At 40.5% G+C, this 23,395-nt stretch carries 22 protein-coding genes and 1 pseudogene; 10 read left to right on the forward strand and 13 right to left on the reverse strand.

The genetic code is table 11. From position 1 onward, the window contains the following. Window positions 1-22 precede the first annotated feature (22 nt). From GT348_RS03630 to GT348_RS03665, 8 genes are all read right to left on the reverse strand, one after another. Entirely contained in the window at window positions 23-952 is a 930-nt protein-coding gene (locus GT348_RS03630; protein WP_160618553.1) for a hypothetical protein, read from the reverse strand. 1 nt (window position 953) lies between these two features. Then, a complete protein-coding gene (locus tag GT348_RS03635) occupies window positions 954-2,210 on the reverse strand; it encodes an ATP-grasp domain-containing protein (RefSeq protein ID WP_160618554.1) in 1,257 nt (418 codons plus the stop codon). 91 nt (window positions 2,211-2,301) lie between these two features. After that, window positions 2,302-3,261: a phosphotransferase gene (locus GT348_RS03640; RefSeq protein ID WP_160618555.1), complete on the reverse strand. Its 960-nt coding sequence runs from the start codon at window positions 3,259-3,261 to the stop codon at window positions 2,302-2,304. A 5-nt stretch (window positions 3,262-3,266) separates the two neighbouring features. Then, on the reverse strand, window positions 3,267-4,406 hold the full coding sequence (locus tag GT348_RS03645; protein WP_160618556.1) for a trans-sulfuration enzyme family protein: 1,140 nt from the start codon (window positions 4,404-4,406) through the stop codon (window positions 3,267-3,269). Between the two features lie 76 nt (window positions 4,407-4,482). Next, the gene (locus tag GT348_RS03650; RefSeq protein ID WP_160618557.1) at window positions 4,483-5,262 is read right to left on the reverse strand and encodes a 2OG-Fe dioxygenase family protein; all 780 of its coding nucleotides are present in this window, start codon (window positions 5,260-5,262) and stop codon (window positions 4,483-4,485) included. A 36-nt stretch (window positions 5,263-5,298) separates the two neighbouring features. After that, on the reverse strand, window positions 5,299-5,601 hold the full coding sequence (locus GT348_RS03655) for a hypothetical protein (RefSeq protein ID WP_160618558.1): 303 nt from the start codon (window positions 5,599-5,601) through the stop codon (window positions 5,299-5,301). Between the two features lie 904 nt (window positions 5,602-6,505). After that, window positions 6,506-8,365: a lytic transglycosylase domain-containing protein gene (locus GT348_RS03660; RefSeq protein ID WP_160618559.1), complete on the reverse strand. Its 1,860-nt coding sequence runs from the start codon at window positions 8,363-8,365 to the stop codon at window positions 6,506-6,508. A 30-nt stretch (window positions 8,366-8,395) separates the two neighbouring features. Further along, window positions 8,396-8,986 carry a YjbE family putative metal transport protein gene (locus GT348_RS03665; RefSeq protein ID WP_160618560.1) on the reverse strand — a complete coding sequence of 197 codons (591 nt, stop codon included), beginning with the start codon at window positions 8,984-8,986 and terminating at the stop codon, window positions 8,396-8,398. 131 nt (window positions 8,987-9,117) lie between these two features. Between GT348_RS03665 and purB the strand changes: the two genes are divergently transcribed. The 9 genes and pseudogenes from purB to GT348_RS03710 all read left to right on the forward strand — a co-directional run bounded on the left by purB (window position 9,118) and on the right by GT348_RS03710 (window position 16,030). Next, complete coding sequence (gene purB, locus GT348_RS03670; protein WP_160618561.1) at window positions 9,118-10,452, forward strand: adenylosuccinate lyase; 1,335 nt, start codon at window positions 9,118-9,120, stop codon at window positions 10,450-10,452. A 102-nt stretch (window positions 10,453-10,554) separates the two neighbouring features. Further along, window positions 10,555-11,319, forward strand: coding sequence for a phosphoribosylaminoimidazolesuccinocarboxamide synthase (gene purC, locus GT348_RS03675; protein WP_160618562.1), 765 nt, complete (start codon window positions 10,555-10,557; stop codon window positions 11,317-11,319). Continuing rightward, window positions 11,316-11,558 carry a phosphoribosylformylglycinamidine synthase subunit PurS gene (gene purS / locus GT348_RS03680; RefSeq protein WP_160618563.1) on the forward strand — a complete coding sequence of 81 codons (243 nt, stop codon included), beginning with the start codon at window positions 11,316-11,318 and terminating at the stop codon, window positions 11,556-11,558. Before purC ends, purS begins: the two co-directional genes overlap by 4 nt. After that, window positions 11,555-11,980 carry a Rap1a/Tai family immunity protein gene (locus GT348_RS03685; protein ID WP_160618564.1) on the forward strand — a complete coding sequence of 142 codons (426 nt, stop codon included), beginning with the start codon at window positions 11,555-11,557 and terminating at the stop codon, window positions 11,978-11,980. Before purS ends, GT348_RS03685 begins: the two co-directional genes overlap by 4 nt. Continuing rightward, on the forward strand, window positions 11,977-12,678 hold the full coding sequence (purQ, locus tag GT348_RS03690; protein WP_160618565.1) for a phosphoribosylformylglycinamidine synthase subunit PurQ: 702 nt from the start codon (window positions 11,977-11,979) through the stop codon (window positions 12,676-12,678). The genes GT348_RS03685 and purQ overlap by 4 nt, the downstream gene beginning before the upstream one ends. After that, on the forward strand, window positions 12,675-14,879 hold the full coding sequence (gene purL, locus GT348_RS03695) for a phosphoribosylformylglycinamidine synthase subunit PurL (RefSeq protein ID WP_160618566.1): 2,205 nt from the start codon (window positions 12,675-12,677) through the stop codon (window positions 14,877-14,879). Before purQ ends, purL begins: the two co-directional genes overlap by 4 nt. Continuing rightward, window positions 14,879-15,108, forward strand: a pseudogene (locus GT348_RS03700) (BolA family protein). Before purL ends, GT348_RS03700 begins: the two are co-directional and overlap by 1 nt. 111 nt (window positions 15,109-15,219) lie before the next feature. Continuing rightward, entirely contained in the window at window positions 15,220-15,555 is a 336-nt protein-coding gene (grxD, locus tag GT348_RS03705) for a Grx4 family monothiol glutaredoxin (protein WP_160618567.1), read from the forward strand. A 169-nt stretch (window positions 15,556-15,724) separates the two neighbouring features. Next, entirely contained in the window at window positions 15,725-16,030 is a 306-nt protein-coding gene (locus tag GT348_RS03710) for a hypothetical protein (RefSeq protein ID WP_160618568.1), read from the forward strand. Between the two features lie 18 nt (window positions 16,031-16,048). On the opposite strand, the gene GT348_RS03715 is transcribed toward GT348_RS03710, so the two are convergent. Genes GT348_RS03715 through GT348_RS03735 form a run of 5 tightly spaced genes read right to left on the reverse strand, consistent with a single transcriptional unit; the run spans window position 16,049 to window position 21,932 of the window. After that, complete coding sequence (locus tag GT348_RS03715; protein ID WP_337251989.1) at window positions 16,049-16,441, reverse strand: YraN family protein; 393 nt, start codon at window positions 16,439-16,441, stop codon at window positions 16,049-16,051. Then, window positions 16,437-17,429 carry a porphobilinogen synthase gene (hemB, locus tag GT348_RS03720; protein WP_160618569.1) on the reverse strand — a complete coding sequence of 331 codons (993 nt, stop codon included), beginning with the start codon at window positions 17,427-17,429 and terminating at the stop codon, window positions 16,437-16,439. Before hemB ends, GT348_RS03715 begins: the two co-directional genes overlap by 5 nt. 21 nt (window positions 17,430-17,450) lie before the next feature. Then, entirely contained in the window at window positions 17,451-18,923 is a 1,473-nt protein-coding gene (locus GT348_RS03725; RefSeq protein ID WP_160618570.1) for an APC family permease, read from the reverse strand. 37 nt (window positions 18,924-18,960) lie between these two features. Continuing rightward, window positions 18,961-20,421: an APC family permease gene (locus tag GT348_RS03730; RefSeq protein WP_160618571.1), complete on the reverse strand. Its 1,461-nt coding sequence runs from the start codon at window positions 20,419-20,421 to the stop codon at window positions 18,961-18,963. A 41-nt stretch (window positions 20,422-20,462) separates the two neighbouring features. Next, window positions 20,463-21,932: an APC family permease gene (locus GT348_RS03735; protein ID WP_160618572.1), complete on the reverse strand. Its 1,470-nt coding sequence runs from the start codon at window positions 21,930-21,932 to the stop codon at window positions 20,463-20,465. A gap of 115 nt (window positions 21,933-22,047) precedes the next feature. On the opposite strand from GT348_RS03735, the gene glyA reads away from it, so the two are divergent. After that, complete coding sequence (gene glyA / locus GT348_RS03740) at window positions 22,048-23,343, forward strand: serine hydroxymethyltransferase (RefSeq protein ID WP_160618573.1); 1,296 nt, start codon at window positions 22,048-22,050, stop codon at window positions 23,341-23,343. Window positions 23,344-23,395: the final 52 nt, after the last annotated feature.

A 23,395-nucleotide genomic window follows, 5' to 3' on the forward strand; every position in this document is an offset into this window, starting at 1 on the left:
AAATAATAACTTATTGTAATTATTATTTTAAATATGTACTTAATTTTTTCATTTTGTTTATAGCAAATTTACTAACATCATTGTTAGATAAAGAAGTTGTTAAGATGAGAAGTAATAATACAAATAATTTCATGTTGCTAAATTTAATAGAAGAATCTAAAAGTTCTAAAAGTAGTGTGATACAAGGAGAAATATTAATAATAATGTTAACTGTCAAAGGATTTGTTAATTCTATTCCTTTTTGAAGCATCCATAATGGTAAAATATTACCTAATATAACTATTATCTGTAGGTACATCCAGAAATTAGACTGAACCGTTATCAACATGGTTTTATTTGGTATTAATAGGTAGCACACAGCTATAAGTAGTGGAAATCTGAATGACTGTACATTTACAGCACTAAATCCCTTATTTGAAAGTGATTTTGATATATATGTGCCCAGGGTCAAACTTGTTGAGGTAACAATACATACAAAACCAAGGACCAAAGCAAATATATAATTTGAGTCAAAGGGGTTAGAGCGCTGTTTTTGCACAGCTAAAATCATTAAAAGTGCAACTGAAAGTAACAAAATTACAGCTGTGATAATGTTTTTCTTGTCTATAAAGTTTCTTTGACTAATTTCTATCAAAACTGAAATAATCGGACTGAGGGCGAAAATTATAGCCACCATAATAGATGGCTCGGTCCATTTTAAGCCAATAAATAATCCTGCCCAAGAACCTAAAGTAGATATATTTAGCAACAGAATTAACTTACGAGACTTTATTATACTTTCTAATTTTATAGATGAAAATATAATAGTATTTAAAAAGAACCACCCCCAGGTAAATATAAAAGTCCAAAATAAGAGTACAAACAAGTTTATACTCTGTAATAAGTTAGAGAGGAACACATCTATGGTAGCTCCAAAGACGCAATATCCAAGAATGTAAGCTGGGCCTTTCACTTTAATAAACTTCGAACATACCTTTTTTTTCAAGCTCAACTATATATTGGTAGTCAGCATTAATTTGATGGATGTCACTATGACATAAGGCGATCCAGCCCGGCGAACTGCAAACATCTTTTGTAAGTCTGATATTCTGCCCAATGCTAGGTATGTTTGACTTTTTATAAGACGCCAAATTAAAAATAACGTCTAAATATTTAACTGATTTAACAATCCCTGACCTGGAAGATATTAGCTCTTTAATTTTTAGAAATTTTTGCGGTCTGTATTCTTCTGAAATGGTTTTTAAAAAGCTTTCTGTAGAGCAGATACTCGATATAAGCTCATCGATTTGTGTTTTTTTCAATGCGAGGGATGACAATAGGGGAAAACCCGCCCCGTGTAGTCGAGCTCCTGTCTCAATTAAGGTCCATCCATCATGAGTTAAAAAAACTTCAGAATGGCCTGCTCCAAATTTGATATTAAGAGAATCCAGGCAGTTAAAAACGTAATTTTTAAGCTTTAACTGTTCCTGCTCATCTAGTGAAGTTAACTCCGTAAATTCACATACTGAGTTGGAACCATTATGTTTGCCTTTTCCCATTTTCCATATGGCGCAGATTTTATGATGTCCATCATAACTAACGGTATCAACTACATATTCTTCACCTTCAATGAGAGGTTGCAGAATAATAACTTCATTCTTTAAATTAAGCTGATTTCTTGTTTCAAACAAATTCTTTGAGTAATTTTTTACATCCTCAATAGTGCTGCAAACAAAGACTGAGTCTGTCCCGCCGCTATCAACAGGTTTTAATATAAGTTTATTATAATTTTTAAGTAATTTTGACGCATAATCCGTAGCTTCATTTATATTCGTTATTTTATAAGTAGGAATATGATTAATATTGTTGTTTTTTAAGCATTCCTGCATAAGATATTTATTGCGTCTGGTAGAACTTGATTTTGTTTCATTTCCTGCAAGATCGAGAAGTTCTGCCAAATTATCGGCAAGTTCGATCCCTGTTTCACAACCAGCAATGACAGCGATAATATCATATTTTTTTAATTCTTTGACGGTATCTAGCCCTGCATATTGCAGGCTCATGAAAAAATCATCTTTTTTATAGCTGTTTGTTATTACTTGCGGTATGTCACTTCTACTTTGGATATGTAGGCATCTATATCCTTCTTTGTTAAATGCAGGAGCGAGTTGATTTCCCGATGAATAAGCGTCAACGAGAACAACGATCTTTTTTGCGTCTTTAATGTTCATACGGCTTTAGTTACTCCATAGTATAAATAACGTATTAAATGCTCACAATTTACAACTTGTTTTACTGACAAGCTTGATAATTAGTGTTTAATCATGTTTTAGCTGGAAAAATATTGGTGAGTTCAGCAAAATCTGTATTCTGAATACTTTGAGCTGACTTCATCATTTCAAGGTATTTATCAGCCTTATTTTCGTTTGGTTGATATATTTTATATCTCCAATATCTCCATAACGACGTAAGTATGGCAGCATATTCTGTATATCTTTTTAAAACTTTTATTTCATTATTTTCTAATATTCTTGCAGAATAATAGCCAGAAATCAGATATTTTGATTTTTCAGGCGATAATATTCCATTGACGCAACAAGTGCCGACTAAAGCCATAGCAATGTCAAAAACAGAATGGTAAATGCATGCTAACTCAAAATCTATCATGCCAACAAATTGATCACCATTGACAAGCAAATTATCAAAGAAAAGGTCAGAGTGAATAAAAGAAGTAGGTAAGTCTTTAATTTCACTTATGGCAAGAGCTTTAAGTCTATTCTTTGCCCAGCCTTCATAATTCTTGTCAATATTTGCATTAAGAGCGGCCATGAATTTGTCCTGCTCATAAAATAATGAATTTGTTAAAAAATTAGGTGCAGGGAGGGTGTGCAACTTTGCCGTAGCAGCTCCAAGTTGCATAAGCATATTTTTACTAAAGTCATGGCAGATTGTGCCGTCTATGTAAGTTCTTAATAGGGAGGGTTTCTCCCTTAATATAACAGAATTTCTTTTTTGTATTTTAGGCTTGATGAGTAAAGATGTCTTGTAGTGATGCGCTTCAAGCCACTCAAGGGTTTTTGCCATGAGTTCAACGTCTTCACGGCTTTGCTCTTCGATAATGCTAAAAACACAATGACCAATATTAGTTTCAAGGAAATAGTTCGTATTTCCCGAACCTTTTCCCAAAAAAGAACTATCTTCTACAGTTATACCGTAAAAAGCTTCTATATGCAGCACTTCGTCATCGCTTAATGTTAAAGTGCTTTCTGTTTCTTTACTCATATTGTTCACTTAAGTGCCTGATGCAAATCTTCATACAAGTCATCGACATCTTCGATCCCGACTGACATTCGTATTAATTGCCGTGTAACACCTGATTTTTTTTGTTCCTGCTCGCTTAGGCTTCTAAATGAAGATGACGCCTGATAGGGAGAGTTTAATGTCGTTTCTAGATCGCCTAAGCTATTTGAAGGAATAATTAAATTTAGCTTTTTCTGAAAGCTTGTCGTGTCAAATTTTTGAGCAATTTCAAAGCTCACTAACCCACCAAATCCGCGCATCTGCTCGCGCGCAATTTCATGATTGTGATGGCCTGCTAGGCCAGGGTAATAGACTTTTGTAACATTTGGATTTTCATTTAAGCGGGAAGAAAGTTCCATCGCATTGTGATTAACCTTGGCCATGCGTATTGCCAAAGTGCGCAAACTTCGTTCTAGAAGATGGCATGATTGAGCATTCAGACATCCTCCAAAATCATTCATATATTCAGTCATTAAAGAAATGGATTTTTCACTTCCTACGGCAATACCGCCTGATATATCACCGTGGCCACCTAAAAATTTTGTAGCGCTGTGCAAAACCAAGTCGATACCATATTCAAGGGGATTTTGGTTTATAGGTGTTGCTATAGTATTATCTATAACTGTAAATAAATTTTTGCTTTTAGCGAACTTCGCCAATAACTCAATATTTATAATTTTGAGCATTGGATTGGTAGGAGTTTCAATATATATTAATTTTGTATTTTGTTTTACACAATCAATAACGCTATTTACTTCACAATTTTCTGATATGGTATAAGTTATCCCAAGTTTTGTAAGGTGGTTCTGAACAAATTTAAGGGCCCCGGAGTAAACACCATTTTGTAAGACGATGTGATCACCCGATTTTAAATGAGCAAGCATGGCGGTGGAAAAAGCCGCCATGCCAGAACTAAATACTAAAGCAGCTTCGCCACCGCTTTCTAAGGCACACATTTTATTTGCAACAGCCCGTTGATTGGGCAAATTGCCATGTCTTGGATACACATCCTCTTTCATATCGAGGTGCTTATGCGAGCTTGCTGGAAATAATGGAGACAAAATGCCTCCATTCATCTTGTCGATAATTGTTCCGCTGTGAACCGCAATAGTTTCTTTAGATAACACTGTAACTGCCTGTTTTCTGATATTAAAAACGCGCTAGTACCATCACATTAATGATACCCGACACATAGAGTTTCGATTATGAGGGACTGTTTGGCTTTGCAAACATAGGCGTAAAATCAATAAGTATAACATCGCGATAGCCGACATTTGTGTGTCCACTAACGCTTACTGGCTTTACCTGGTGCCATACCTGGTCATCGACTATGCCAATTGAATCCAGCGGATTTAGCAGAGTATGTTCACAAAGAATATTGTCCTTGCTGTTATCTGTAATGATATTTTCACCGCCAGATAATCCTTCGCGATTGATCAAATGTATCCAGGTGCAGGGTTCACCGTCCTTATGAAGTCGATTGGGTACAGCAACACCCGGAGATCCCGTCATTGCTTTTGTTCGAATGAAATGAATACCCACTTCCATAGGAACAGTTGATGAATAGTGAGCTAAGGGAGAATTTTTAAAATCGTGTAAGATAAAGGATGTAATGAGATTATTTAACAAAATATCGTTAGGAACAGGCTGAAATTTTCGTGCTTCATCTATAACTTCGTCATTAAACTTTATATCCTGCTTATAGCAAGAAGCATGCTCAGTACAATGAGGGATTAAAAGATTTAAGCAGGGTAAAAATACATATTTACTATGTTGCCGGTAACGACCAGAATCTTCACCATATGGATCGCGTTGAAGCGTATCAAAATGTTTTTGAATAATGTCCAAGTCGGATTTTTGTGTGTCTGAAAGGCTAAAATCGTCTGAATCTAATTTGCAATATCCCAGATTTTTCATACTTAAATATGCATCTACACGGCATGGTAATGCGTTTTCGAGTTTTTTGCTGTTTTGATTGATCATTGTGTTACCCTCCCTTATTCTTCTGGCTGCAACATTTCAGGACAAAAATCCGGCTTTATAAAAGTTAAGCGGTTCTTCCTTAGTGTCATGCAGAAGACGCGCATCAGTCACAGCAGCATTTTCGGGGTATTTATCAATTTTACATATATGAGCTGTTTTGACATGAAACGCATGAACAAGCTGATGTTTAAGGTTTATTTTAAAATATAGATATGTGCTATTTTTATTGTGACTGTTTTTTTCTTCAATATTCAAAGTAAATATACTAGAATATGAAGTGAAAGTTATAGGTAAACAAACCAACAAAAACACTACATTATAAGAACCATAAACTTCCATAAGTCATGCCTTTTATATGCACATTTTTGTTTTATTTTGTTGTCGCCACGCTTTTTTTAGAAAAGAAATAATTATTAAAACTATTCCAATAAATAAAAAAAACTTCAGTGACTTCAAACAAAAAAAACTCTATGGAGGTAACTTAGTAAACAGGTATGAATTAATTATTAAGATGAATAAAAAAATATTTATCAAAATAAAAATTTTACTTAACATTATGTTATTATTTTGATGAGAGCATAGAAAGTTTATTTGAGATTTTATATAATAAAGAGTAAATATTTCATTTTATGTAAAGTTATATTTAAAAAATAACCAAATATCATCTTAATAACTGCCTTTTTTTATTAGAAAAGATAAATATTTTTTATTATTTTAATTTTAGCGTCTAATTTTCATAAATTGTCTAATATGAGTTTTGTAAAAAACGTGCAAATTCATCAAAATCTGACTTTATTGGATTACTTCGATTAAAGAGACTTGTGAAACAAGACATAATATTGGCGAGTATTAAAGCATTTTATATATTAAAAAATAGCACTTAAGACCGTGATTTTACTATGTAAGATATGTTTCCGTAGAGGAAATATGGTGGTCAAAAAGCTATAAATATAAAAGCCACCTTTAACTGTGTAATTTTTTTGCAACCGATTGATTTTCAAACTGATAGAAATAAGCAGCGTTTTAGCTTGGACATAGTCATTACCATAAAAATGTTAGAATCCAGCTTTGATGCACATAACAAAATAATATGCAGTAAATGCGGTAACGAGAAAAAAAGAAACTCCAAATTTTTGCATAACCACAAAAAAAGAAATGACGATAGATAGTCGTCATTTCTTCATAAAAAATAGCCTAGGGCTTTGCGTTTTAAGGGTTTCGCTATGCCGTAGCAGACAAATAATTACTCATAAAAAGCCACGTCAGTCATAATATGTTCAATATATAAACGCGTTTCTTTGAGTGGAAAATTAATAGTCCATGTCAGCAAATTTTCATCATCTGTCTGAGGCATTTTGGAAATGTTATCGTTGGTTACAGCTTGAGAGGCATTAAGGCGGCTTACTCTTGTGGGGCCTGCATTATAAGCTGCAAGAGTATAAGGAATAATGCCGTTAAAGCGGGTTAAAAGCTCAGAAAGATAAAAACTGCCAATTAAAAGATTAGTTTGAGGATCAAGTAATAAAGGTGCACTAACAGTTCCTACATTGTGTTTTCGGCTTACTTCTTGAGCTGTAGGTAGCCGTAACTGTGTTAGCCCATAAGCAGGAGAGGGACTTATGGCTTGTGGATCACCGCTACTCTCCTGCCTTACTAAAGCAGGTAACAAACCTTTAGGAAGTGAGACCAGCTTTTGGTTTTCAAGAGCCAGGTTCTGATTATAGGGAAGAGGATGTCCTTCTGGATATAAAATCTCACCTGCTCTGGCTAATTTTCGAGAGGCTAAGATGGCAGCTTTAGGCACATTTAAAGATAATGAAAGATGAGCAACTGATACTTGCTCACTCAAATGAGGGGTGTGAGCATATAAGTAAGTCATAAAGATTGTTGAATTTTCCGTATCGCCTTGCGCAGCAAGTTCACGGGCAGCGTTTGACAAATCAAGTCGGCTAATAGTCGTGCCCTGAAGTGCCTTAAGCTGAGTAAGTTTACTATGTAATATTGATTTAAAGCGTGTTGAGCGTTGCTCAATTGCAAAAAAAGGAGAATGCGTTATGTGGGCCAAGGCATATTGCCCATAAAAACTAGTGGGATAGGCGGCAGCCTGATTAAAAAATGACTGGGCCTGAGAGCTATTATTTGTAAATTCAGCACATCTACCAAGCCAATAAAATCCCTTGGCTCGTATATTAACTGACGCGTCTTGAGCCAAATGCTGAAAAAATATTTCTGCCTGAGCAGGATTTTTTAAAGAAACAAGACTGACATAACCACTCAGGAAAAATGCTTCATGCTGAATGGGCATTTTGGGAAAAGTGAGAAGTGGGGCAAGAAGATTAAGGGCTTTTTCGTTATCAGTTGTGTTATTATTGCCCATAAAATAACGCGCATAGGCCAAATTTTCAAAGGCCCATAATGTGGGATCTTTTAAAGTAGTTTTTTCAAGTTTCAGACCTTTTTCCTGCCATAGATTAAAGCCTTCATCAAATCTATTATTGCGACGCAAATAATTTAATCTAAGCCTTATAAGTGTAGGATCTTGCTGTTGTGAATCAACAATTGCAAAAAGCTGATCTGCGTTATTAAGCGAAAAACGCTGCGAAAAACGTGCCTGAGCCAGCGTCTGCTGAGGTAAAGTTAAGCGCTTGATCTGCCTAGAAGCAGCAAGTTTCAGGCCCTTTTTTTCCAAATTCTGATAACGTATCCAGTTATCTTTAATAGTCAGGTTTGTTCGATAGGTTTTAAGAAAATTTTGCTCATTATTATTATCGCTTAGCCCTTCACGCCAAAGCTTTCGAGCCTGATCTGCTGCATTATGCAGAAAAGGGTCACAATGGATGATGGTAGAAAGTTGCGTAAGTGGAAAAATAGGGCAGTATTTTTTTAAAACTGATGGATCAGTTTCGTGATTTAAGGCATTTTCAAAGCGCCATACTATGCGTGTCTGCAACGGCCATTCAGGCTTTATTTTTAAAAAATCTCCATATTTCTGGACAGGAAATCCTGTTGCTCCTGGAGATGTAAGAGTTAACCATTCTGTCAGGCGAGGTGAATAGGGGCTTGCTTGGGCCATAAGAGGAGGGGGGAAAGCGACTAACCCCACCCCCAAAAAACGTGCTTAGTCCGAAGAAATCTAAGAAAGTTTCCAAATTTCATAAATACCTTGCATGAATAATTTCAGCCCGACCACTAACACAATAAAGAGCCCAACCCAATTTAACCATTTAAAACGCTTTAAAAACCAGGTGGTAATATTAGCAGCTAGAGCAATGATTATGACCGAAATAATTAAGCCTATGGTCATAATAAGGGGGTGTTTTTCCGCTGCTCCTGCTACAGCAATTACATTATCAAAGCTCAAGGCTAGATCGGCTATAATAATTTGTAAAATTGCTTCGCCTACCGAAGAAGAATCCGAGATTCTTAAATTATCCTGCGAGTTTCTGAAATTTATAAATGTTTTCCAGCATATCCAGAAAAGCAAAAGCCCACCAATTAATTTTAATCCTTCAAATTTTAAAAGGTGATTGGCGATAAGGGCCAAGGCGATGCGCAAAACAGCGCCTGCAACTGTGCCAGATAAAATGGCGGTCCATTTTTGCTTTTCATTCAGCCGCTGAACAGAAAATGCGATAATGGCTATATTTGAACCAGCTAAGGCAAAATCTATAAGAAAAACTGCGATCAGGGCTGAAAGAGAGTTTAAAAAAGTTACAATTGTCAAAGTCGTACCTCTCCAATCAGAAAAAAACGAACCTATATTAATATGGAGTAATATATTGCCTGACTCTGGGCAAAAGAGAGTTAATTAGCTAAGCACATCCTCAAATTTGTTTTTCTATTGGAGTTGCCCTCATGGTCCCTCGTTATTCTCGTCCTCAGATGACAGCGATTTGGTCGAATGTTAACCGTTATCGCATCTGGTTCAAGATTGAGGCTTTAGCCTGCGAAGCAATGGCTGAAAAAGGCGATATTCCTTTGGAAGCAGCTAAAATTATCAGAGAAAAAGGCGATAAGGCTATGGCCGCTTTTTCTGATAAGGATGTTGCTCGCATTGATGAAATTGAGGCCGAGACTCGCCATGACGTTATAGCATTTTTAACATGGTTGGCAGAAAAAATTGGCCCTGAGAGCCGTTTTGTTCATCTAGGCATGACCTCATCAGATGTGCTCGATACCTGCCTAGCAGTGCAGCTTACGCAAGCAGCAGACCTTTTATTAAAAGATCTTGATTCTGTTTTGGCGGCTTTAAAAAAGCGTGCGATAGAGCATAAGCAAACTGTTACAATAGGCCGTAGCCACGCTATCCACGCTGAACCAACCAGCTTTGGTCTGAAACTGGCAGGTCATTATGCTGAATTTAAACGCAATCGTAAAAGGCTTTTAGCCGCACGTGAAGAAATTGCTATTTGTGCTATTTCCGGTGCTGTGGGGACATATGCTCATATTGATCCATCAATTGAGGCTTATGTCGCAAAAAATCTTGGCCTTAAAGTAGAAGACGTATCAACACAGGTTATACCGCGCGATCGCCATGCAGCTTTTTTCTGCACATTGGGTGTAATTGCGAGTGGTATTGAGCGTCTCGCTACTGAAGTGCGCCATTTACAGCGTTCTGAAGTTAGAGAAGCAGAAGAGTTTTTCCATGCTGGCCAAAAAGGCAGCTCGGCCATGCCTCATAAGCGTAATCCAGTCCTGTCAGAAAATCTGACCGGTCTTGCCCGCCTTGTTCGGTCATATGTTGTGCCGGCTCTTGAAAATGTCACTCTTTGGCATGAACGTGATATCAGCCATTCTTCAGTAGAAAGAAATATTTGCCCTGATGGCACGATTGTTTTAGACTTTGCGTTAATGCGTCTTTCATCAATGATGGAAAAACTTGTTATCTATCCTGATCAGATGAACGCCAACCTTGAAAGTCTGGGTGGTGTTGTGCATTCTGGCGAAGTGCTTCTGGCGCTGGCACGCGCAGGTTATACGCGTGAAGAAGCTTATAGTGTGGTTCAAAGAGCAGCTATGGCAACCTGGACAAAACTTAATACACCAGAGGGTAAAAGCTTTAGAGAAAATCTGGAATCTGACCCTGCCGTTTCAGGACGTTTGGATAAAGAAGTCATTGAAGATGCCCTTGATCCAGCACGTCACCTCAAAGCTCTTGATATGATTTTTGAGCGTGTATTCGCTGATTAAACTTTTTAAGGGAGGTAGGAACATGATAACCCTCCCTTTCTTCCACCTCTCTATGCTAAGAGAGACAATTAATAGTCATTTCTCGAACAAGGATTAGATTTCATGGCCCGTGGTCGGCAAATCTATGAAGGTAAAGCTAAAATACTTTACGAAGGACCAGAAGCAGGTACCATCATCCAATATTTTAAGGATGATGCCACTGCTGGGAATGGGGCCAAAAGTGGGATTATTACAGGGAAGGGTGTCCTAAATAATCGCATTAGTGAATATTTAATGCTCCGTCTTAAGGAGATTAATATTCCTACCCACTTCATCCGTCGCCTCAATATGCGTGAACAGCTTGTTCGAGAAGTGGAGATTATTCCGCTTGAAGTTGTTGTTCGTAATGTTGTAGCGGGGTCTCTGGCAAAACGTTTTGGACTAGATGAGGGAGCTCGTTTACCCCGCGCTCTTATTGAGTTCTACTATAAAAATGACGCACTTAATGATCCGCTAGTTTCAGACGAGCATATTATTACGTTTAATTGGGCCTACCCCCATGACCTAGATGAAATTAGTGCCCTTAGTCTAAGAGTGAACGATTTTCTTACAGGGCTTTTTGCCGGTATTGGCATTACGCTCGTTGATTTTAAATTAGAATTTGGTCGTTACTGGGAAGGCGACGAAATGCGCATCGTCCTTGCCGATGAGATTTCACCTGATAATTGCCGCTTGTGGGATTCTCGCACTAACGAAAAATTAGACAAAGATCGCTTCCGGCGCGATATGGGCAAGGTTGAAGAGGCTTATCAGGAAGTTGCGCGTAGGCTTGGCATTTTGCCAGAGTCTGGAAATGGGGAAAATATGACCTCGGAGGGAATGCTGTGAAAGTTCGCGTTTTTGTTTCATTAAAAGAAGGCGTTTTAGACCCTCAAGGAAAAGCTGTCGGACATGCTCTTGAAGCGCTGCATTTCAAGGGTGTCAAAGACGTTCGTATTAGTCGCGTTGTCGACCTTGAGTTAGATACTTCTTCAGTAGAGGAAGCAAAGAAAGAGGGTGAGGCCATGGCCCATGCTTTGCTTGCCAATGAGGTGATTGAAGATTTTAATGTAGAGGTGCTTTCATGAGAGTGTTGACATCTGCTTTATTCGCTGGGGCTCTGGCGGTGTGCTCTTTTTCTGCTTTGCCAGATTCAGCCCATGCTCAGCGCGTTTCCAAACTGACTGGTAAGGCTCTGGGGCAAATGTGCACCAGTAAAAATGGCCAAAAATTATGTAACGCTTATCTGACAGGCATATTAGATAGCGAGGTTTGGTCACGTGACTACGCTGTTTTCAATAAAGATGCGGCACCAGTTGCTTTTTGTGTAGCTCCTCAGAAAACAATGTCTCAAATACGCGATACAGTCGTTTCATGGTTGAAAGGGAATAATGACGCTCTTTCTCAACCAGCAGGCAAGGCTGTTTATCGTGCTTTACACGAAACTTATCCTTGCGGCGCAAAGGTGAAAACAAACACACCTTCTGCAAAAGGGGAGATGTCTAAATGAAAGCAGGTATTGTCGTCTTTCCCGGCACGAACCGGGAGCGCGACATGGTCCATGCCCTGACAAGTGCGTCGGGCCAGGCACCTCAGATGTTATGGCATCAGCAAGACACGATCGAAGGGCTTGACCTGGTTGTGCTTCCTGGTGGCTTTAGCTATGGAGATTACCTCCGTAGTGGGGCAATGGCAGCGCATTCTCCCATTATGAAAGCTGTTCGCTCTTTTGCAGAAAAGGGCGGTTATGTACTCGGCGTATGTAATGGTTTTCAAATTTTGACAGAAGCCCAGCTTTTGCCTGGGGCATTGCTGCGTAATGCGGGCATGCGCTTTCTTTCTCAGGATTGTCATTTAAAAGTTGAAACAAATGACAGTGCTTTTACACGCAATTGGGCAAAAGGGGATGTGTTTAGAACTCCTATGGCTCATGGCGATGGTAATTACACTGCATCATCTGAAACAATCAAACAATTAGAAGACGAAGATAGAATAGCTTTCCGTTATTGTTCTTCCGCAGGTGATGTTGACCCTAATAATCCTTCGGTCAATCTGAATGGAAGTGCACAGGCTATTGCAGGTATTTTGAGCAAAAATAGACGCGTTTGTGGTCTTATGCCTCATCCAGAAAACTTAACTGATCCTCTAACAGGTGGCACGGATGGTTTGCCTCTCTTTAAAGGGCTTATGGAGACGCTGAGCGTATGAGCGTAACTGTGGATGTTAATCTTGCTCAGTCTTTTGGATTGACCAATGATGAATATGAAAAAGTTCTTTCCATCATGGACCGCACACCAACTCTGACAGAGTTAGGTATTTTTTCGGTAATGTGGTCAGAGCATTGCTCTTATAAATCTTCACGCCTTCATCTAAAAACGCTTCCTACAAAAGCGCCATGGGTCATTCATGGTCCAGGTGAAAATGCAGGTGTGGTTGATATTGGCGACGGGCTTGCCGCTGTTTTTAAAATGGAAAGCCATAACCACCCCTCTTTTATTGAACCCTATCAAGGGGCTGCAACTGGTGTGGGTGGTATTTTACGCGACGTTTTTACAATGGGTGCCCGCCCTGTTGCTAACCTAAATGCTTTACGCTTTGGTGATCCCAAACATGCCGATACACGCCGCGTTGTTGACGGTGTTGTCAGAGGTATTGGCGGTTACGGAAATTGCGTTGGTGTGCCTACAGTAGGTGGGGAGGTTAATTTCCACTCTGCTTATAATGGTAACCCTCTTGTTAATGCCATGACAGTCGGTATTGCTGCGCAAGATCGTATCTTCCTTTCTGCTGCTGCTGGTGTGGGTAATCCTGTCGTTTATGTCGGATCGAAAACGGGTAGAGACGGAATTCATGGGGCAACCATGTCTTCGGCAGAATTTGACGAAGAATCCAGCTCTAAACGTCCGACAGTTCAGGTAGGCGATCCTTTTACAGAAAAATTGCTTATTGAAGCCTGCCTTGAATTGATGGCTACCGATGCTGTGGTTGCCATTCAGGATATGGGGGCAGCAGGACTTACGTCGTCAGCTGTAGAAATGGCCAGCAAGGGTAGTGTCGGTATCGAGCTGGATCTTGATCACGTGCCTCAGCGTGAAACGAATATGACAGCCTATGAGATGATGCTGTCAGAAAGCCAGGAGCGTATGCTCATGGTCCTTCGTCCTGACCGAACAGAAGAAGCTCGCCGCATTTTTGAGAAGTGGGAACTCGATTTTGCCGTTATAGGTCATTTAACGGATACTGGTCGCATAACTGTGCGTCACCTCGATAAAATTGAGGCTGACATTCCTTTGGGCCCTCTGGCTGATGAAGCACCTATTTATGATAGGCCCACTCAGCGCCAAACCCCACCTGAAAAACTTGATGTTCCAGAGTCTTCTGTTACTCTCGAAGAAGCACTGAAAACATTAATCGGTTCGCCTGATCTTGCATCTCGTGCATGGATTTGGAACCAATATGACAGCACTGTTGGTGGTCAAACGATCAAACGCCCAGGTGGAGCTGATGCAGCCATTGTGCGTGTAGAGGGCACAAATAAGGCACTGGCGCTGACTACCGACTGTACACCGCGCTACGGCCAGGCCAATGCCTATAATGGTGGTGCACAGGCTGTTATCGAAGCTTGGCGCAACATTACGGCAACTGGTGCTACACCTTTAGCCGTGACCGATAATCTTAATTTTGGTAGCCCGGAAAACCCTGCCATTATGGCTCAGTTTGTTGATGCCATAAAAGGTATGGGAGAGGCTTGCCGAGCATTAGATTTTCCTGTGGTTAGCGGAAATGTGTCTCTATATAACGAAACACGCTCCGAAAATGGACGGGCGCTGGCCATTCAACCCACACCTGCTATAGGTGGTCTGGGTGTTTTAGAAGATGTTACAAAAGCCATTGGACTAGCCTTTCCTGAACAGGGCGAGTTGTTTTTGGTTGGCGACACTGAAGGTGAGCTGGGTCAGTCTCTTTGGTTGCGTGAAGTTTGTGGCCGTGAAGAGGGAGCGCCTCCCACAATTGACCTAAAAGCAGAAAAACGTAACGGCGATTTTGTTCGTGAACAAATTTTGCAAGGAACTGTCAAAGCCTGCCATGACGTCTCGGATGGTGGCCTCCTTGTAGCTCTTACAGAAATGGCTCTTGCGAGTGGGCATGGTTGTGCGCTAACTGAAACGCCTAATAATGTTGCTTCACATGCTTTTTGGTTTGGTGAAGACCAAGCGCGCTATGTTGTTGTAGTCAATGAAGGGGAAGCCTTTATTAAAACAGCACAAAAAGCCAATGTTCCCGTAAGGCATTTAGGCAAAATCGAAGGTGATCATATTTCGGTCGCTTCGGAATTTTCTCTAAATATTGAGACCTTACGTAACCTCAATGAATCCTTTCTTCCTAGCTTAATGGGAGAGACGCTATAATGCCGATGTCCGCAGAAGAGATTAAGGATATTATTCGTTCAGCTCTGCCAGACGCCCAAATAGAAATCCAGGATCTGGCTGGAGATGGGGATCATTATGCATGCCAAGTCATTAGTGAGTCTTTTCGGGGCTCACAATGGTGAAACAGCATAAGCTGGTCTATGATGCGTTTGGTGGCCGCATGGGTACAGAACTACATGCCTTGTCAGTAAAAACGAAAGTTCCGTAGCCACTAAATAGTGTTGTGGTCTAAGGACTTGACGTTTTGCCTCAGTCACCCAATCTTTTGGCCATCATTGATACCGTGTCTCTAATGAGAGATGCATAAGGATAAAGTTAAATGCCCGATACAGTTTTTCAAAACATTCAAAACATGGTCGATTCAAACGACATCATGCTTTTTATGAAAGGAGATAAGCTGTTTCCTCAATGCGGTTTTTCGGCACGCGTTGTGCAAATCCTAAACCATATTGGTGCTCCTTTTGAGACATGTAATGTTTTAGACGATCCTGCAATTCGTCAGGGAATCAAGGATTTTTCGCAATGGCCGACTGTGCCCCAGCTTTTTGTTAAAGGTGAGTTCATAGGAGGATGCGATATCGTGACTGATATGTACCAGAATGGTGAACTCGAAACTTTATTGATTGAAAAAGAAATTTTAAAAACAAATCAGTAAAGTAACAAAGAATTTTTGATAAAAGCGGTGTCCAGCACCGCTTTTTTCGTAGTTAGCTGTTAAGATTACAAAAAATTTTAATTTTATTTTCTTTTTTTTGATGTAAATCTTGCTGCTGACGCCAAAAATTTTGTAAATTTTTCAAAATTATTGGCTAGGGAGTCCTTGAATGTCTCATTCGCGCTTACTAAGAGGGTTTGTACTCGTTGGGATAATGAGCATTGCTCTCTTAGCGGGAACTTCAGCTAAAGCTGCGCGCGAGATTAACGATTTTGAAGCTAGAAAGCTTACATTTAGTGCTTTGATAGCTCCTCCAGTCCGCCATCACTATAAATCACGCTCAAAATATCATCGTTCACGTCGCTCTTATGCCCTAGCCAGTCGCAAAAAGAATCGTTCAGTGATCCGTAGAGTAACGTATCGTGGTCGTGTCGTAACGCATCACAAACGCAATAGACATCATCGTCGTGGCTAAGAAAATATTTTAGAACAGTTAAGAAAGTCGTATGGCATCTTTAATGTGTTCTATCTGGCCGGACCAATCCGTAATGATGACGTCAAAACGGATATTAGGTCTGAGCCATTCTGGTTTTAATTGTATAATATAATCGAAAGCAGCCAGTAAGCGCCGGGCTTGCTTCTTGCTAAGAGCATATGCGCCTTCATAAAGACTGCGTCTATGCTTTACTTCAATAGCAAGAAGCCACTCGTCATTGGCAACTAAAAGGTCGATTTCGCCTAAAATTGTACGATACCGGTGGGCCAAAAGCTTATAACCCAATTTTTCCAGAAATAGAATCACGTCCTTTTCCGCTTCGAGGCCAGCTTTATAAGCAATGGCCCCTTTGCGACATTTATATGTTTTTATGTGAGATAACGGGTTAATGTTGGTCTCTTATAAGACGAGCAGCTTCAAGGGCAAAATACGTCAAGATACCGTTGCACCCAGCTCTTTTAAAGGCAAGGAGGCTTTCCATAATCGTTTTTTCACGATCAAGCCAACCATTTTGAATAGCAGCCATCATCATCGCATATTCACCCGAAACTTGATAGGCAAAGGTCGGAACCAAAAAAGTCTCTTTAACACGGTGAATGACATCAAGGTATGGCATGCCTGGTTTAACCATGATCATATCGGCGCCTTCATTCAGATCAAGCTCAACTTCTCTTAGAGCTTCGTCTGAATTAGCCGGGTCCATCTGATAAGTCTTTTTATCGCCTGATAATAGCTCACCCGAACCTAGTGCCTCTCTAAATGGGCCATAAAAAGCTGACGCATATTTTGCAGCATATGACATGATACGTGTATTAACGTACCCATTATCATCCAAAATTTTACGTATAGCTCCGATACGTCCATCCATCATGTCAGAAGGAGCGATAATATCAATGCCTGATTTAGCCTGATTTAAAGCTTGCTGACTCAGGACCTCAACTGATTCATCATTCAAAACATAGTTATTAACAACGATACCATCGTGACCATGTGTCGTATAAGGATCAAGTGCAACATCCCCGATTAAGCCCAGATCGGGATAGGCTTCCTTTAATATTCGTGCGGCACGGCATATTAAATTATCAGAGTTAAGAGCCTCAGTCCCTTTTTCGTCACGAACAGAAAAAGGTGTGACAGGAAAGAGGGCAATAGCCGGAATAGAAAGATCAACAGCTTGTTTTACATGCTCAACAAGCAAATCTAAACTAACACGCTCAACACCAGGCATAGTTTTGACAGCCTGACGCTGGTTTGTGCCTTCACATACAAATATAGGCCAAATAAGATCATCAATATGAAGTTTATTTTCAGAAACCAGACGCCGTGTAAAGCCGTCATGGCGATTGCGTCTAAGTCGTGTGTGAAGGTCGTTAGTCATGTAAATAGTTCTTTCTAAGACTTATTCATGAGAGGCTTTGGCAGCAGCTTTTTTAACTAGTCTGCTGTTATTCATGCCATAAAAAAAATAAATTACAATTCCGATTAAGAGCCATATGACTAATCTTAGCCATGTTGCACCATCCATCGAAACCATGACAGCACCGCAGCATATGATGCCTAATAGCGGCACTGTGAAACTTCCCCCTGGAACACGAAAAAGACGTGGCATTTCAGGGGCACGTATTCTTAGTACCATGACCCCCAAACAAACAATGATAAAGGCGAGTAATGTGCCAATAGAAGTCATTTTTCCTAAAATACTGATAGGAAGGCATGCTGCTAAAATACTACTCGTAACCCAGGTAAGAATATGGGAGATTATCGGGGTACGGGTAAGAGGGTTTAGCTTTTGAAAGGTGTTGGGAATAAGCCCATCATGTGACATTGATAATGCCACTCGGCTTTGTCCAAGTAAAAGGCCATAGAGCACAGAAATATAGCCTAACATGATGCCAATTTTAACTAAAACACCAAACCATGTAATGTGGATTTTGTTCAAAACAGTAGCGACAGGGTTAGGGTCATTAGCCAGTAAATGATAATCTACAACCCCGACAAGCACAGAAGAGAACACGGCATAGATAATTGCTGTTACAATTAGACTTCCTAAAATACCAATAGGTATGTCTCTTTGTGGGTTGCGGGCATCTTGAGCGGCTGTCGAAACGATATCAAACCCAATATAGGCAAAAAAGATCATTCCAGCAGCACGCATTACCCCACTAAAACCAAATTCACCATAAGTGCCCGTATTAGCAGGAATAAAAGGATGAAAATTACTGCCTTGAATATGAGGTATGCAAATAATGGTTACACTAGCGATTATGAGCAATTTGATTGCGACAATAAAAGCATTAATGCGGCTGGATTCAGCCACCCCCATCATTAATAAACCAGTGACCAAAAAAAGAATAAAAACGGCTGGAGCGTTAAACCATGCCTGTACGGTTGATCCATCAGCTAAGGTAACAGGGGAGAAAGTAGATGCTGTAAAACGTGGATCAAGCACTATGCCCCAATCACGCAAAAGAGAGGCGAAATATCCGGACCAGCTTGAAGCAACAGCAGATGCATTCACTGTATATTCTAAAAACAGATCCCAGCCTATGATCCAGGCGGCCCCTTCGCCCATCGCAACGTAAGCGTAAGAATAAGCTGATCCTGCAATAGGAATCATGCCCGCAAGCTCAGCATAGCAAAGTCCTGCAAATCCGCAGGATATAGCGGCAATAATAAAAGATAATGTTACAGCTGGGCCGGCATGTTGGCCCGCTGCGACACCACTAAGAGAAAATAAGCCCGCACCAATTGTTACCCCTACGCCAAGAGCAATTAATTGCAATGGACCAAAGACGCGTTTTAATTCTGGGGTAGAGGTCTTTTTTGAGGCTAAAGAATGAAGCGGTTTAGTGCGCCAAAAGGGCTGTTTCATTAATTATGCCTCCTGATATTTTGATATCATAATAAAATCACTTTCGACCCGATAAGGTCTCGCGTCTTAATAAACTTTTTTTTGCTCCATAAAAAGCATAGAAAATCATGCCAGCAACCCACCAGACAAATAGCCTGGTCCATGTTCCTATATCCATAGAAACCATAACAGCGCAGCAAGATATAATACCCAGTATAGGAATTAAAAAAGTGCCGCCAGGAACTTTAAAAGAGCGAGTAATATCAGGTTTTCTTAGACGCAAAGCCAAAACACATATACAGACTACAATAAAAGAAAATAACGTAGCTATAGATGTTAGATTACCTAGTAAACTTATAGGAAATATACCTGCTAAAATCGCACTTACCACAAATGATATAATATGCATGTTCCATGGTGTGGCTGATTTTTGATGCACTTTACCAAAAAAACCAGGTAAGAGCTTGTCTTTGGCCATAGATAGACCAACGCGACTTTCTCCCAAAAGTATTCCATATAAAACAGAAATATATCCTAGCGTCACACCCAATTTAACTAACGTTGCCAGCCAAGGCATGTGCGCAATATCTATGGCTGTAGCAACTGGATTAGCATCATGTTCCATTAGGTGGTAATTAACCACACCAACCAAAACGCCTGCAAAAACCACATATATGATAGTACAAGCTATTAAAGTACCTATAACTCCAATGGGAATATCACGTTGAGGGTTTTTGGTATCCGCAGTCGTTGAGCACACAACGTCAAAGCCTAAATAGGCAAAAAAGGCCATACCTGCGGCTCTCATGACGCCACTAATCCCAAACTGACCAAATTCACCGCTATTAGGCGGAATAAATGGCTGATAGTTACTCAGCTTGATATGAGGGAAACAAACAATCAGAACACTTGCAATGACAAGCACCTTGATTGTTACAATAACAATATTAATGCGGCTAGACTGCGTCATACCGCGCATTAAAAGGAGCGTCACAAGAAATAAAATAACAACAGTGGGAAGATTGAACCACGCTTGTGCAATAGACCCATCTGATAACGTAACTTTTGTAAAAGTAGAGGCAGTAAGGCGAGGATCAATGAAAATACCCCAGCCCTTAAGAAGAGAATTGAGATAACCAGACCAGCTTGATGCGACTGTTGCGGCGGCTAATGTATATTCTAAAATTAAATTCCACCCTACAGTCCACGCAGCAATTTCTCCTAAAGCAATATAGCTGTAGCTATAGGCTGCTCCTCCTGATGAGATCATCCCAGCAAGTTCTGCGTAGCATAACCCAGAAAAACCGCAGGCTATGGGGGCAATAATAAATGATAAAATTACGGCCGGCCCTGCATGTTGTCCAGCAGCAACGCCGGTGAGAGAAAAAAGTCCCGAACCGACAGTTACCCCTACACCCAGCATAATTAAATGCCAGGGGCCAAAAATACGTTTTAAGCCCGTATCATCCTGTGACGCAAAGGACTGAAGAGGCTTTAAGCGCCCAAAAAGCTCTTTCATTTATTTAAAACTTCCATTCAGACCTTGCTGTTATCAAATGATTATGTGTCAGTTAAATTTTTAATTGCTGCATTTTTAGGGTTAAGTAAACTTTTTTTAGCCCCATAAAATGCATAAATAACCATTCCAGCAACCCACCATAGACCAAGCCTTATCCAGGTGCCTTTATCCATCGAAAGCATAATCGTTCCACAGGTAATAATACCCAGCACCGGAACAAGAAAAGTCCCGCCCGGAACCCGAAACCAGCGCTCTAAATCAGGTTCTCTAATACGCAGGGCAATGACACCCAGGCACACTACGATAAATGCGAATAATGTGCCGATAGAGGTCATGTTACCCAACATACCAATGGGAAGCGTTCCGGCCAGAATGGAGCAGGCGATAAAAGAGAAAATATGAGCTGTCCAGGGGGTTTTTGTTTTTTGATGTAAGTGAGCCAGTTTTTTGGGAAGTAGCCCATCATTGGCCATGGTTAAACCTATACGGCTTTGACCAAGAAGCATGCCATATAAAACAGTGATATAACCAATAGTCACACCTAATTTTACCAGGCTTGCAAGCCATGGCATGTGAACTTTATCAATAGCCGTTGCGACAGGGTTAGCATCATTAATCATAGTGCGGTAATCAACCACACCAATTAACACGGCTGCAAAAACAACATAAATCAAGGCGCAGGCAATAAGGGTTCCAATCACACCTATGGGAATATTGCGCTGAGGATTTCTTGTATCTGTTGTAGCAGAAGATACGATATCAAAACCAACATAGGCAAAAAAGGCCATACCAGCCGCTCTCATAACGCCACTAAAACCAAAATGACCAAATTCTCCTGTGTTAGGTGGAATAAAAGGTTCATAATTGGTGTGCTGGATATGAGGGAAACAGACGATAATAACGCTGGCGATAACCAGCATTTTAATTATGACAACAACAGCATTAATGCGGCTTGATTCAGTCGTTCCACGCATTAAAAGAAGTGTAATGCATAATAAAATAAACGCGCTTGGCAGATTGAACCAGGCTTTTTCTATTGAGCCATCTGCCATTACAACATCAGTAAAACTGGCGTGTGTCAGACGAGGGTCAAGTGTAATACCCCATCCACGAAGTAAGGATGAAAGATAACCCGACCAGCTTGAAGCTACAGCTGCGGCCCCAACTGTATATTCTAAAACCAGGCTCCACCCAACAGACCAGGCAGCAGTCTCGCCCAATGTGACATAGGTATAAGAATAGGCAGAACCTCCAGATGAAATAACACCTGCGAGTTCAGCATAACAGAGACCAGCAAATGCACAGGCAATAGGGGCAATGAGAAATGAAAGTATGACAGCCGGTCCGGCATGTTGTCCGGCAGCAACACCTGTGAGAGAAAATAGACCCGACCCGACGGTAATACCAACGCCAAGTATGATTAAATGCCAGGGACCAAAGATGCGCTTAAGGCCTGTTTGATTCGACGCATTACTTTCTATGGATTTCCTACGCAGGAAAGCATGGCTCATAAAGTGGTCCCTTGGTAACAAAACAAAATAATATTTCCTTTATAGTAGAGAATAGACTGCCTTTGCGTGTAAGCATATATAGTACGGGCCAATTTTTTCGGAGATATTAATAACAATGGCTGAACATGCTGATCAGTTTGACCTAAAATCCTTCTTTCATCAGTCACTTTCTAAAAGAGATCCTGACATAAATGCTTTACTCGGAGCTGAACTAAAACGCCAGCAAGACGGCATTGAGCTTATTGCCTCTGAAAATATGGCGTCTTTTGCAGTGATGGAAGCGCAAGGTTCCGTTCTGACGAACAAATATGCCGAAGGTCTTCCAGGGCGCCGTTATTATGGTGGCTGTGGAGAAGTCGATAAAGTTGAAGAAATCGCTATTGAGCGCCTGAAAAAACTTTTTGGTGCCGAGTTTGCTAATGTGCAACCTCATAGCGGAGCCAATGCTAACCAGGCCGCTTTTATGGCTCTTGCAAAGCCAGGAGACACTATTTTAGGCATGAGCCTCGCAGCAGGTGGTCACCTTACTCATGGTGCTGCCCCTAATTATTCTGGGAAATGGTTTAACTCAGTTCAATATGGCGTCCGCGGCGAAGATGGCCTGCTCGATTATGAGCAAATGGAACAGCTAGCTCGTGAACATAAGCCCAAAATCATCGTAGCAGGTAGCTCAGCCTATCCACGCGTGATTGACTTCCCCAGATTCCGTAAAATTGCTGATGAAGTCGGCGCTTATTTAATGGTTGATATGGCCCATTTTGCAGGGCTTGTGGCTGCTGGCCTTTATCCAAGCCCTGTTCCTTTTGCAGACATCACAACCACGACCACTCATAAGACATTAAGAGGGCCTCGTGGCGGTGTTATTATGACAAATAACCCCGAACTAGCCAAAAAAATTAATTCTGCTGTTTTCCCTGGGCTTCAAGGTGGCCCATTAATGCATGTTATTGCTGGTAAAGCCGTTGCTTTTGGTGAAGCCCTTCAGGCTGACTTTAAAACTTACCAACAAAATGTGCTTAATAATGCACGCGCATTAGGTGATGAGTTAAAGAAACTAGGTTTCGACATTGTTACGGGTGGCACTGACAGCCATTTGGTTCTAGTGGATCTTCGCCCCAAAAAAGTAACTGGCAAACAAGCCGAAGCTTTGCTTGAAAAAGCAGGAATTACGGCAAATAAAAATGCCATTCCTTTTGATCCTGAAAAACCTTTTGTTACATCAGGTATTCGCCTCGGTGCTCCTGCTGCAACGGCTCGTGGCTTTGGCGAAGTTGAGTTCCGTAAAGTGGCAAACATGATCAATGATGTTCTCAGCGCTGAAGAAGGTGATGAGGCTACGATTCAGCGTGTAAGGGAAGAGGTACTGGAACTTTGCCGTCGTTTCCCAATTTATGATCGTGCTTCAGCATAAAATATTTTAGAAACTATGTTGGGATGTAATATCCCAACATAGTAATCTTGAT

The organism is Aristophania vespae (assembly GCF_009906835.1).
Taxonomy (GTDB): domain Bacteria; phylum Pseudomonadota; class Alphaproteobacteria; order Acetobacterales; family Acetobacteraceae; genus Aristophania; species Aristophania vespae.